General features: G+C 75.8%; 5 protein-coding genes. All 5 read right to left on the reverse strand.

Annotated elements, in window-relative coordinates; all coding sequences use genetic code 11:
- Positions 1-33 precede the first annotated feature (33 nt).
- Genes ABZZ38_RS13000 through ABZZ38_RS13020 form a run of 5 tightly spaced genes read right to left on the reverse strand, consistent with a single transcriptional unit; the run spans position 34 to position 12665 of the window.
- A complete protein-coding gene (locus tag ABZZ38_RS13000; RefSeq protein WP_356738790.1) occupies positions 34-2004 on the reverse strand; it encodes a hypothetical protein in 1971 nt (656 codons plus the stop codon).
- Entirely contained in the window at positions 2004-4067 is a 2064-nt protein-coding gene (locus ABZZ38_RS13005; RefSeq protein ID WP_356738792.1) for a hypothetical protein, read from the reverse strand. Before ABZZ38_RS13005 ends, ABZZ38_RS13000 begins: the two co-directional genes overlap by 1 nt.
- Positions 4064-6790 (reverse strand): hypothetical protein, encoded by a 2727-nt coding sequence (locus ABZZ38_RS13010; protein ID WP_356738794.1) that lies wholly within the window; start codon positions 6788-6790, stop codon positions 4064-4066. The genes ABZZ38_RS13005 and ABZZ38_RS13010 overlap by 4 nt, the downstream gene beginning before the upstream one ends.
- Positions 6787-10113, reverse strand: coding sequence for a tubulin-like doman-containing protein (locus ABZZ38_RS13015; RefSeq protein ID WP_356738796.1), 3327 nt, complete (start codon positions 10111-10113; stop codon positions 6787-6789). Before ABZZ38_RS13015 ends, ABZZ38_RS13010 begins: the two co-directional genes overlap by 4 nt.
- Before the next feature lie 14 nt (positions 10114-10127).
- Positions 10128-12665, reverse strand: a complete 2538-nt coding sequence (locus tag ABZZ38_RS13020) for a VWA domain-containing protein (protein ID WP_356738798.1) — start codon at positions 12663-12665, stop codon at positions 10128-10130.
- Positions 12666-12670: the final 5 nt, after the last annotated feature.

Consider the following 12670-nt stretch of genomic DNA (forward strand, 5'->3'; position numbering starts at 1 on the left):
AGCCGGACGCTCCGCGCGCCCCCGCCGTCGCCGTCACATCGCCAACAGGGCGATCAGCGCCAGCAGGAGGATCACGAAGGCGGCGCTGAGGGCGATGAGAATGAGGCGGCCGTCCTGCGCCTGCTGGTGCGGCTCGTGTGGCCGGTGCGGCTCGTGCCCGGCGGCGGGGCGGGCCGGGGTGCGGGGCTCGGCGTGAGGTGCGGTGCGGGGCTCGGCGCGGACCGGGGAGGGGGATCCGGCCGGTGCGGGCGTGGCGGAGGGCTGCGCACGGCCCTTCACCGGCGGCCCCTCCCGGTACGCCGCCATCAACAGCGCCTGCCACGCCGCTTCGGGCAGGCGCGGCTCGTCGCTCTCCACGATGCGCCGGACGGCCGCCCGGGCGGACCGCAGCGGGCCGGTGCTCAGCCGGGGCAGCAGCACGGCCAGCCGGTCGGCGATCCGAGGGTCGCCCAGCAGCGGACGGATCGCCCACCGGTAGAGGGACGCCGCGTTGGCGGCACGGACATCGCCGCCGGGGTCGCCGAGGGCCACCGAGCGGTCGGTGAGGAACAGTTCCCGGTCGAGGAGGACGACGCACAGCCGGGTGCGCGTCTCACGGTTCCAGGACGGCCACCGCTCGGCGGCCTCCTCGATCAGCTGGGTGAGCACCTCGTAGTGGACCGGCTTGCGCAGCGCGCGCAGCACGTCGGCGTCCGGGGCCGCCGCGAGCACGTCCCGTGGCACCGGCTCGTACGGGTCGGACACGGCGTCGAGCAGCCGGCCGGGGCGCCGCTCCCTGGGGCGCCGGACGCGCCGCCGCAGAGCGCGCGATCGGCCGCGCGGTACGGGCCATTCGGGGGCGGCTGACGGGGCATCGGACGGTTCGTGCTCCGGTGCGGGATGTGCGTACGAGGCGGGGGACGCCGGAGTGAGCGGTGGGCTCAGGGGCGGGCTCACCGGGGGGTTCGCGGGCGGCGGCGGATCGGCCGTCTCCGCGGGGACGCGGACCTGCCGGACGGCCGGGCGGGCGTCGGCCTCCAGCGCGGCCAGGGCGCGCTCCGCGACGTCGACCAGGGCTCCGGGGCGACGCTCGGCCGCGACCGCCTGGAGCATGGTGCTCACCTCGTACCCCTGCCCGCCGTCCTCCTGGACGTCCCGCAGATGGCGCCGGACCAGCCGGTGCGCGACCTCGTCGGCCCGGTCGCCGAGCCGCTCCAGCGGGTTCACGCGCCGGCGGGCGCCGTTGCCGTACGGCGCGCCCGCCCAGCGGCTCAGGAAGACGAACCGGACGTCGTCCGTCTCGGCCGTGTCGTGCGTGGCGAACGTCCAGCCCTTCTCGACGTATCCGCCGAAGATGCCGTGCAGGCCCCACAGCACCCGGTGGGCCCTCTCGCCGCCCGACGGGTCGAGCAGGGTGAACCGTGCCTCGGGGTGGCGCAGGAACTCGGCGACCGCGCCGGTCAGCTCGTCCCGCGCCCGTGGCAGGGTGCGCGCCAGCACCAGTTGCCCCTCCACCGCCGTGGGCCACAGCGCGCCCCCGGGGACCGTGGGAAGCGTCCCGCGCACGTCCGGCGGCAGCTTGCTGCCCTTCCAGCACCAGGCGTGCAGCCCCAGACAGGTGACCGGGTCGAGCAGCTCCGCCGCGCCGACGAGCGCGTGGCACAGGGTGCTCGCCCGCCCGCCCGCGTCACGCCACGGCGACCGGTGCACCAGCAGGACGCTGTCTCCGTACTGGAGCCGCAGCAGCGCCGGTTCGGTGTCCTGACCGGTGGGGCGCAGCAGCGCGCCCGTGTGGCGGAAGACGGCGTCGGCCATCTCCGCGCTGCGCGACCACGCCACGGGGCCGAAGCCCCCCGAGGCGTTGTCGGCGTCCCAGCGGAAGACGATCTGGTCCACGGTGTTCCCGTGCCGGTCGTCGTCGCCGCGCCGGTCGTCACGCCCGCGGGGATCGGCGTTGCCGTACCGGCCCGGGTCCTCGTACCGGTCGGCGTCGCCGTGCCCGTCCATGCTCTCGTGCCGGTTCATCAGGCTCCCACTCCTCCCGGCTCCGCCCCCGGCAGGAGCCCGCACATCGCGAAGATCGACAGCAGCGGCGCCAGCACCCGGCGCGGCCTGACGCCGTGCGGGAAGTGATCGCCCTTCGCCTGGCCGCCGGTCGCCGCGACGAAGTGCAGCGTGCAGTTCCCGCATTCGTCGAACGGCTTCAGCCAGGCCGGGCCGGCGTAGTGCGCCACGAACGCGTACACGTCACGGCTCTCCGCGCGGACCGCCTCCGGGTCGTACACCGGGGGCAGCGCGCTCCCCAGCCAGCGGTCCACGGCCGGTTCGAACCGCACGAGGTCGCTCTTGTTGACGGCGACCGCCGCCGGCGCGGTGATGTAGGGGCCCTGGCGGGGAATCCGGTTGAGCACCGTGGTGAACGCCTCGTCCCCCAGGTCGCGGCGGCGCAACCGGTTGCGCTCGCGCACCGGGTCGAGGGACGGCATGCGCAGCGCGCGCAGCGGATCCAGTACGAAGATGAAGGCGTCGACGCCCATCAGGAACCGGGTCACTTCGCCGTCCTGTGCCAGGTCCTCGCCCGCCAGGTCGAAGAAGACCACCGGCCGGGTCTGTCCGCGCCCGGACCCGGACGAGACGAGCAGCCCGTCGGCGAAGCGGGCGAACGTCTGCTGGCCGGTGCGCCCGAGCTGCCTGCCCTGCTGCAGGCTCTGCACCCGCTCGCGCAGGAACGTGCGGTGGGTCTCGGGGTTGAGGGGCAGGCACTTCAGCCCGTACGGCACCAGGGCGCCCTGCTCCACCTCGCCCAGCATCGCGGCGAGCAGGTGCGTCTTGCCGACGGCGGAGCTGCCGACGAGGGCGATGGACAGCGGCCTGCCGTTGGTGAGGTACGGGACGGGAAGCTCATGCGTGTGCTCGCCGTCCGCGTGCGGACAGATCTGGAACGCCTGGCGCAGCGCGTCCTGCCGGTGCGCCGGGCGGTGTTCGGCGCTGAGGTCCAGCGGGACGCGGTCGCCCTTGGGGTCGATGGTGACGAGCCGGGTGTCGTCGAAGGTGACGGGCAGGAGGCAGTGCGGGCAGAGGCGTTCGACGGCGGACGCGGGCGGCGGCTCCGGAACCGGCTCCGGGGTGCGGCGGCGCCACCGGGGGCGGGCCGGCGGGTCCTCCACCGGGGTGCGGTCCGGGGCCGACCCGGCGCGCTTGCGCGCGAGGTGGGCGTCGAACTCCGCGCGGGCCCGGCTCAGTGGGTCGGCGGCGGTCGGGGCGCCGGCCAGCGGGTCGGGCACGTTGAGCAGCCGCATCAGCTCCGTCGGCGCCGGCCGCCGGCCGGCCTCGGGCGCGAAGGCGCCGCCGTGGTCCAGGGCGGCCAGCCGCCGGAAGTCGCGCAGGTCGGCGGGCGGGCCCACGCCCTTGTCCGGCCGCCCGGAGAGCAGGAAGTAGACCAGTTGCGCGGCGGACCACAGATCGTCGCGCGAATCGGCCGTGCCGGTGCCCTCGCGCTGCTCGGGCGACGCCCACGGGGCCGTCCCGAACGCCTCCCTCGGCTCGCCGTGGCGCTGGGCGGCGTACGGCTCGGACAGCCGCACATGGGTGCCGTCCCAGCGGACGGTGTCCGGGGTGATGGCGCGGTGCACCAGCCCGGCGGCCTCCAGCAGCCGTACGGCGAGGGCGAGCTGGACGATGACCTGGTGCTGCTCGTCGACGCCGAGCGCGCCGCTCAGGGTGCCGATGGGTTCGCCGTCCGGCACCCGGTAGAGGATGAACGGCTCCGTCGCCTCCAGGTCGAAACCGATCAGGCGGGTGAACACCTCGCCGAAGCGCTCGCCGCCGTACCGGCGTTCCAGGGCGACGGCCGCCGCGACCTCCCGTTCGAGCGCTGCGTACGCGTGCGGGTCGCGCTGTCCCGACGCGGGCAGCCGGTACTGGAGCACGGGCCAGCCGGCGCCGAGGGTGACCCCGCGCGCCAGCAACCCGGGCCGCCCCGGGGGCCGGTGGTCGGAGCCGAAGCGGGCGGCGAAGCGGACCGGGTCCTCGGTGTGGGTGAAGAACTCCAGCTCGTCGTGGACGTCGGACGGCTTGGTGGCTGTCATGGGGCGCCGTGCTCCTCTGCCTCTGCTTCTGCCCTGACGGTGCGGACGATGTCGGCGCGCAACGGGACCAGGCGCAGGACCCCGGCGTGCCGTCCGACGGGCGTCCACACCACGTCCTCGCCGGTGACGGCCCTGCCGTCGCGGTGCTCGTCGCGCTCGGCGCCACGCCGGACCGACTCCGGGACGAAGCGCACCTGGCGTACGGCGGCCGGGTCACCGGACAGCAGCCGCCGGTGCTGCGGGCCGCAGAGGGGTAGGGGCCGGTCGGTGTCGCCTCCCCGGGTGAGCAGCGCCACCACGCGGTCGGGGGTGACGCCGATCAACCGGGCCGCGTCGGGCCGCAGTTCCGGACGCGGATCGTACGGCGGCGGGGATGCGGCGGCGTCGCGCAGGAGGCGGGTGCGGGCCTCGTCGAGCAGGTCGCGCACGGGGCCGTCCAGAGGGGTGCGGCCCGCGCTCACCGGGTCGCGCTCGACGCCCGCCCAGCAGCGCGCGAGGATCCGGCCGGCACCCGCCGCCAGGTCCGCGACGAGGGTGTCGACGAGGGCGGGGCCGCCGTCGCCGCGCTGTCGCTCCAGCCACGGCGGGTCGGCGGGCTCCTTGTCGTACCCGTGGCCGGGCGGGCCGTCCGGGATGGGCTCTTCGGCCGACGACTCGGGCAGCGGCCGGGCGGTGGACTCCGAGGCTGTGGACGGCGCGGCGGTGGGTGACGCGGCAGTGGGTGACGCGGCGGCCGTCGCCATCGGGTCGGTGCTCGGCGCCATCGGGTCGGTGCTCCGCGCCACCGGGTCGGTGGCCGTCGGCACCGGGTCCGTGGCCGTCGACCGGACGGCGTCGAGCCAGCCGTCGTCGGAGGCGCTGTCGCTCCAGCCGTCCCAGCTCCAGGCCGGCGATTCGGCCTCCCGCCGGGGCTCCGGCCGGGGGTCCTGCCAGGGCTCGGGCCACGGCTCCCGCAGGGGGTCGTGTCGCGGGCCCCGCGGGGCCGGTGTCTCCCGTGCCGTCGTCGTCCGGCCGTCGCCGTCACCCTCCCTGTCCCCGCCTCCGTCGCCGTACGCCTCGGCGGTCGACGCCATGGCGCGCAGCAGCAGGGACACCGCCCGTGCGCCGTCCGAGCAGTGGCGGCGCGCGTCGGCGAACAGCCAGTCGTGCACGGCGGTCTCGACGAGGACCCGGTCCATCCCCGTGACGATCCGCAGCGCGTACGCGGCGTCCGTCTTCCGCCACCAGTCGTCCACGGCGCGCCGCCAGTCCCGTACCGCCACGGCGGCCACCGCGACGAGCGCGAGCAGCGCGGCGCCGGCCCCGGCCCAGGCGGGCAGGGACAGCGCCGCCCCGGTGGCCGCCCCCGCGACACCGCCCAGGAGGCCGCCGAACAGCCGGGGTGCCGCGCCCGTGCCGCCACCGCCGTCGAGCCGCCCGTCGGGCGTCCGGTTCGGGCGGTGGCGCAGCATCAGTGCGGCGAGCACGGCGGCCACGAGCCCCGTCGCGGGGCCGAGCACCCAGCCGGGCCCCGGCCACAGCCCGGCGACGAACGCCGCCGCACCCGCGAGCGCCGCGCCCACCGCGCGCCGGCCACCGGCGCGGAAGAACAACGGCCGCGCCAGATGGTTCAGGTAGGCGCTGTCGCAGACCTCGTCGAGGCGGGCGAGCCGCGCGGCGCTGCCGGCCGGGGCGGACCGGTCGGACAGGGCGGCGAGCCGCGCCGCCGCCGAACGCAGCGGCAGCCGCTGCTCGATCAGTCTCTCGGTGAAGTCCCGCAGGCCGGGTACGACCCCGGCGCGGGAGACCTCGGGCAGCTCCGGCAGCTCGATGCCACGCTCCAGCAACCGGCCACGGTGCTCGGGCGTGAGCCGCACACCGGTGACGACGGAGAGCGCCCCCGCGATCGTGCCGTGGTACCCCTCCAGCGCCCGGGCGAGGTGTTCGAGGCGGCCCGGCAGGTCGGTGTGCCGGGTCCCGGCGGCTCCCAGGAGCCCGGCCACGCCGCGCACCTCCCCGTACCCGGCTTCGGCGTCGCGCAGCGCGTCGTCGCACGCGCGGCGCCGTGCGGCGGCCCGGCCGGCGGGTACGAGCCAGCGGTGGCCGCCGACGCCGCCCGGTACCGACTCGTCGAGCAGGACGGCCAGTTCGGCGGGCAGTCCGTCGCCCGGCCCCGTGGTGCCGGCGGCGAGGACCTCCTGGCCGACGAGGCTGTCGAGCGCCTGCTTCCACGTCCTGGTCCTGGCCTCGTCGGTGAGGTCGTGCTCCAGGACCCGTACGGCCGGTACCGCGACACCGTGCACGACCTCCGCGAGCGCGCCCAGGACGGCGTCGAACACATCGGGCGCGGCGAGCAGTTCGACCAGCGGGCGCAGCGCCACGTCCGGGTCGCCGAGGACGTCGAGCAGCCAGAGCACCCCGGCGGCCGGCGGGCGCAGCGTGAGCGGCCGGCGCAGCGTACGGTCGCCCTGAGCGGCCCCGGTTCCGCCGAGCGCCAGGCAGATCACCTGGGCCGGACCGTAGGAGTATAGCTGTTCGTACAGCAGTTGGTGGCCGACCAGGCGGTCGGCGTGGTCGATGACGAGGAACCGCCGCTCGTCCCCGGCCTGCGGCTCGTCCAGGGCGGCGCGCACGGCGGCGGGCAGGCGCCCGGGCGGATCGGTGCCGCGCGGGCCGTCGGCGCGCAGGTCGAGGCAGACCGCGTGGGTGGGCAGGCGGTAGTGCGGGGTCACACCGGGGTTCACGCCTCCTCACCGTCCATGTCCCACGGGTAGGCGGACCCGGACGGCCGGGACGAAGCAGATGACGCGGATGACCCGGATGACCCGGACGGCTCCCGGAGGGCCTCGCGGCGCGGTTCCGGCACGGGGCCGGGTGCCGAGGTGCGGCCCGGCTCCGGTACCGCCTCGTGCCGGGGCTCGGCCGCCTCGCGCGCGTACCGCTGGTGCAGGGCCCGCAGCGTGGGCCGGGTGGGGCGGGTGGCGCCGGGGAAGCGCATGTCGAGGGCGCCGGGGAGGGTGCGGTCCCAGAACTGCCGCAGCGGTTCCAGCCACTCCTCGTCCTCCTCCCCGTACCGGCCGGAGAGCTCGTCGAGCCGCTGGAGCTGCCGGGGCGCGACCTGCTCGACGAAGGTGAGGAAGAGCGGGGAGGGGCTGACCGGGGTGGTGGACAGCCCGGTCGGCTGGGTCTGCATGAGCCGTTCGCAGAAGTCCTCGATGATCTGGCCCTCGTCGAGCAGCGCCCAGCGTTCGTACGCGCGCAGCAGCCCGGCCCAGCTGGACAGGGCGCCGTCGAAGGGCTCCAGGCGCAGGGTCATGGTGGCCGACTCGCCCTCCTGGAGGCGGATGCGGATCAGGTCGGGCGAGGCGGCGGAGCCCTCGTGGTCGACGCGGCCGTTCCACATGGCGCACAGGATGCGGTGCAGGATGCGCCGGCGGTCGTCCTCGGTGCTGACCAGCCAGTCGTCCCGGTGGCCGAGCCGCTGGCGCCAGTGCAGGAAGTCGTCCACGCCCGCCGCGTCGCGCGCCTCGGACCACAGCTGGAGGACCTGGCGCACCTCGGAGATGTCGGTGAGGTTCATGCCGCTGCGGAAGAGGACGACGGTGATGGACTCGGTGTCGACGGCCCGGAACTCCTGGGCGGCCTTGGGCGGCAGGTTGAGCTCCTGCGCGAGGTAGTTCGCGGCCCGGCCGTCGGATTCGCTCTCCGGGTGGGCGATGAGGACCTTCAGCGGGCCGTGGCCGTCGGGGACGAACCCGACCGGCAGGAGTCCGGCGAGCTGTGCGCGGAACTGGTCCAGCCAGCGGCCGTCCACCTTGTTCGCGGCCGTCTCGTCGCCGGCCGCCGCCCGCAGCAGCAGCGCCATGGACGGCAGCAGGGGCCGCTCGTGGAGCACGTCGTTCGCCTCGCCGAACAGCCTCTTGACGCGCCGCTCGACGACCTGCTTGATCTCCTTGACCGCCGCGCCCGGGGAGCGGCGTACGGCTTCCAGCGCGTTGCGCCAGTCCTCCGCGCGGATCAGCTTGGTGAGCAGGAGCGCGGGGTCGGCGTTCTCCGGGAGGCCCTCGCTCTGGACGAGCCGGCCGAGGACGTCGTCGTAGAAGGCGCGCAGGCTGTTCTGCGGGGGCAGGAGGTAGGAGACGCCGGTGCGGTCGTCGCGGTACAGCTCGCGGCGGCGGTCGGCGAAGAGCTTGCCCTCGTCCTCCTCGTGGGCGCGCAGGGCGCGGGCGAGTTCGCCGACCTCCTTCATGACGCGGCTGAGGGGAGAGCGCCACTGGGACTCGCCGGCGGCCCAGGCGCGGTGCCACAGGGCCTTGGCACGCCAGTGGTACCACTCGTCCTGTTCGGCCAGGGCGTCCCGGACGTCCGGGTCGGTCCAGCGGGCGGGCACGAGACCCCCGGCGCCGCCCTTGACGCGGGGCACCTGGGGTGGGGAGAGCTGGATGTGCTCGGGGCGCTCGGGGTCGTTGCGGCGGTTGTCGAGCATGCCGGCGAAGCCGGCCTCGCCGATCCGCTGCGGGTGGCCGGGCAGTCCGGCGAGGAGCGCTTCGAGCTGGAACGGGCCGACGGTGCCGAGGAGTTGGCGGGCCGCCGCCCCGGGTTTGAAGTCGTCGATGAGGCGCGGCACCTCGCGGGTCAGCTCCCGTTCGAGGCGGCGCAGCCCGTCGTCCATGTCGCCGAGGCGGTCGCGGAGGGCCTGGCTGATGGCCTTGGAGCCCTTGGGCAGCTGCTCGGGCGGCGGGATGTCAGGGGCCTCCCTGGTCCACAGGGGGCCGATGCCGGAGCGTTCGAAGAGCTCCCGGACCCGGTCCGGGGCGTCCTTCACGGGGCGGCGGGCCCGCTCGTCCATGCCGCGCACGGCGTGGGCGAGGAGCCGGGCGGCGACGATCTCCGCGAGGTCGTCGACGGGCACGGTGAGGGAGGCGGCGAGGGACGTGGACATGCCGCGGTAGCCGATGCCGGAGCGGGCCGGGGTCGAGCGTTCGACGCTCTTGTTGATGAACCCGGCCGCGAACGACTGGTAGTCGTCCTCGCTGCGCCCGCTGTGCTGGCCGCCGTCGTCGCTCAGCTCCGTACCGATGAGGGACATGACCATGGCGGTGATGGAGCGGCGCAGGTCCTCGGTGCGGATGACGGACGGCTTGCTGAAGAGGAACGCGGTCTGGACGGTGGACGGGCGCAGCGCGACGACGCCGTCGACCGGGTAGCGCACGCTGATCCGGCCGCGCTGCTGGACGTCGCCCATGTCGTCCTGGGCGTCCGGCACGTTCTGGTCGTCGACCAGGCGGGAGAGGTCCACCAGGGCGCGCGCCGAGTTCAGTTCGGCCTCGCGTCCGCCGCCCGCCTCGGGCGGGAAGGCGGAGGGCATGACGACCAACGGGTAGATCTTCACCCCGGGCACCTTGGATTTGCGGAACTCGTGCCCGATGAGGTGGATGAAGTCGTAGAAGATGCCGGCGCCGGTGCCGCCCGCCACGGAGAACGCGACGAAGACGTCGCAGCCGCGGATCCGGCCGCCGCCCACCCGTTGCAGGTCGCCCGCGGAGTTGCCGATGGCGCCGATGGCGGCGCGCAGCTGGCGCAGCACCGGGTCCGCGCCGCTGCGCAGGGTGGCGAAGAGGGCCGCGCGGCCGACGGTCGGGAGCTGGCCCGCGCCGTTGTGGAGGGGGGCGACCCGGGGCTGGCGCGTCTGGGGCGGCAGCCAGTCGTGGGTCTCCTCGTGCAGGGCGACCCGCAGCATGCGGGTCACCTCCGGGGAGCTGTCGTAGTCGCCGGGCAGCAGGTCGCGCACCATGCGGGAGGTGCGGGCGTACGCGGCGGCCTCGGGGCCCTTCGCGCTGAACTGCGGCTGGCGCAGCAGCTCGGACTCGCTGAAGTCCGCGTACACGAACTGCAGGCAGTCGGGCAGCTGGAAGGGTACGCGGCGACCTCCGTCGACCAGCTTGGTGCCGTCGGGGCCGCACAGCTCCCGGCGCAGGCCGCGTTCGAGCTCGGTGCCGATCCGTCCGCCGGTGCCGCCCAGGCCGACGAAGAGCATGGGCTGGTAGATCTTCATTGCGTCTCCCATGGGGACGATCAGGGTCAGAAGTTGGGGTCCCACCGGCCGGCGCCCGCGGTCCGCTCCCCGCGGTCGCCGTCGTCGGACGGCCTGGACCACGACCGCCGCGGCTCCGCCTCCTCGCCCCGGCCGGGCCGATCGGCCGCGCCGGAGCGGTCGGGCCGGCCGGCTCCGTCGGACCGCGCGGTGCGGCGCTGTCCGGGGCGCACACCGCGGACGCGCTCCCGCCAGCCACCGCTCGTGGTGTCCCGCCGCGTGGTGTCCCGCTCCGAACGGGGCCGGGCCGTCGCGCCCGCCGTCCCGCGGTCGCGTACGACGAGTTCGAGGCCGTCGGCGAGGCCGACCGGTTCACCGGGCCGCACGGGGTGCTCCCGGCCCCGGTGCGTCCGCAGGTACAGCGCCCCGCCGCCGGTGCGGCGCAGCCGGTGTGCCCCGGACGCCCCGGACGTGGCGCGCCGCAGGGCGGGCGCGGCGCCCCGTACCTCCTCCACCGTGAAGTGGTACTCGCCGCCCGGGCTCTGGCCGGCGCGCACGCTCAGGGCGTCCAGCGGCTGCCCGTCCTTGGCGAGCTCCAGCTGTACGCCGGCGAGGTCGCGGCGCTTGCGGCGCGCCGCGAGCCGCAGCACCAGGAAGGCACCGAGGAGCAGCGCGGCGGCGGCCCCGCCGTACACGGCGCCCCACCAGCGGTCCCACCAGGTGGGCGGTGCCTCGACCCGTACCTCCAGGAACGAACTGTCCAGCGTCAGCCCGTCGTCGCCGGTGCCGCCGTCGCCGGTGTCGACGACCGTGATCCGGCCGCCGACCTCGCCGAGCGGGGTGCCCGCGCCGAGCGTGACGGTGAAGGGGACGCTCTCCCGCTTGCCCGGGTCGACCCGGACGGTCGCCGGGCTGATCCGCAGTTCGGAGCCGGGCGCCTGGTCGTCGAGGGCGAGGCGCAGGGTGTGCGGTCCGCTGTCGTTGTTGGTGACGGACAGGGTGCCGTGGAGGGTGGCGCCGGGGTGCACGGTGGCCCGTTCAACGGTCAGTCCGGCGGTGAGCAGCGGGGCGGCGGGGCTGGTGCCGGCGTGCAGGGGGCGGTGGTCGGAGGTGACGCCGGGCGCGGACATGATGGTGGTGAGCTCCAGGGCGCCGGTGGCCGTGGCGGGCACGGTGACGGTGCCGGTGAAGCGGACGTCCCTCGCCGTACGGTCCGGGGCGCGGCCGTCGTCGGCGAGGGGCACGGTGACGGGGGTGAACCCGGCGCCGGCGAGCCGGGCCGAGACCTTGACGCCGGCGAGCAGGCGCGGGTCGGTGATGACGACGCCGCGGCGGGTCTGCATCCGTACCTCCACGACCGCCTTCTCACCGGCCCTCGGCGAGGCGGGGTCGAGGGTGACGGTGGAGCGCAGCCGGCCCTGCCAGATGGCACGGACGGCGACCTCCCGGTCGCGGTGGCCCTCGGGGGCCTCGACGCGGGCCCGCCACAGTCCGGGCAGCGGGTTCTTGACGCGCAGCGCCTCGACGGGGCCGTCCTGGCCGCTGACTTCGAAACTGGAGCCGTCGAAGTCGCCGTGGGTGGGGACCTTGCGGCCGCGCGGGTCGTAGTAGGTGACCGTCACCTTGGGGTCGTGCTTGCTGACGGTGATGGAGCCGTCGGTGGCGATGGGCGGGATGGTCACGGTCAGGTCGGTGGGCGGCTTGCCGGAGGTGCCCGGCACGAACTGGGCGCAGCGGGCGGCGGCGAACGTCTCCTGGAGGGCCGTGTCGATCTCGGCGGAGCTCTCCACCACCCGCATCTTCGGTGTGGCGGCGGGCAGGTCGGCGCAGCCGCCGCGGTAGCCGCCCTCGGCCATGGCGGTGAGCGCCTTGCGGTCGATGCCGCTGCCGAAGCCGAGCGGCCAGATCTGTACGGACTCGCGGCGGGCGCGGGCCAGTTCGTCGGCCAGCCGCTTGGCGCCGTTGGCCTGCCTGCTGGCGGCGTCGGGGCCGTATTCGGGGCTGTCGCTGACGTCCAGCTTGCCGTCGGTGAGGAGGAAGACGACCTTGGGGGTGGTCCCCGGGGTCCCCGTCCCGGCTCCCGCGCCGGTGTCCGCCCCGGCCCCCGCCCCGCTGTCCGTCCCGGTCCCGGTGGACTGCCCGGGGGTGCCCTTCTCCGTGAGCCGGTCGACGGCCTGGCGAATGGCGGCCGGGAAGTCGGTGCCGGGTCCGGTGCGGGCGGGGTCGCGGCGGGACAACTGCTGGACGCAGTCGCTGAGGCGCTGGCGGCCGGCGGCGTCGGCGACCGTCGGGGCGCACACCTCGCGCACCGGGGACTGGCCGGGCTTCTCCGAGCTGCCGAAGCCGATGACGGTGGCGCGGGAGCGTTCGGAGATCTCACCCTGGCTGAGCAGGGCGGCGGCCTCCACCTCGCGGGCCAGGTCCTCGTCCGGGAGGCTCTTGGACTGGTCGACGACGATGGCGAAGTCGATGGGGTCGGGCCCTTCGGGCGTCTCGGCGGCGGCGCCCGGGTTGAGGGGGAGGGCCAGCGCGAGCAGCGTCATCACCGCTGTCAGCGCGCCCGCCGTCGTTCTCGGCGTACTCAAGTGCA

This window comes from Streptomyces sp. NPDC006368, from assembly GCF_040612535.1.
Classification (GTDB): Bacteria; Actinomycetota; Actinomycetes; order Streptomycetales; family Streptomycetaceae; genus Streptomyces.

Bases quoted from the DNA above. Each gene is read 5' to 3' on its own strand.
- ABZZ38_RS13000 (WP_356738790.1), bottom strand. From the start codon at position 2,004: ATGAACCGGCACGAGAGCATGGACGGGCACGGCGACGCCGACCGGTAC.
- ABZZ38_RS13005 (WP_356738792.1), bottom strand. From the start codon at position 4,067: ATGACAGCCACCAAGCCGTCCGACGTCCACGACGAGCTGGAGTTCTTC.
- ABZZ38_RS13015 (WP_356738796.1), bottom strand. From the start codon at position 10,113: ATGGGAGACGCAATGAAGATCTACCAGCCCATGCTCTTCGTCGGCCTG.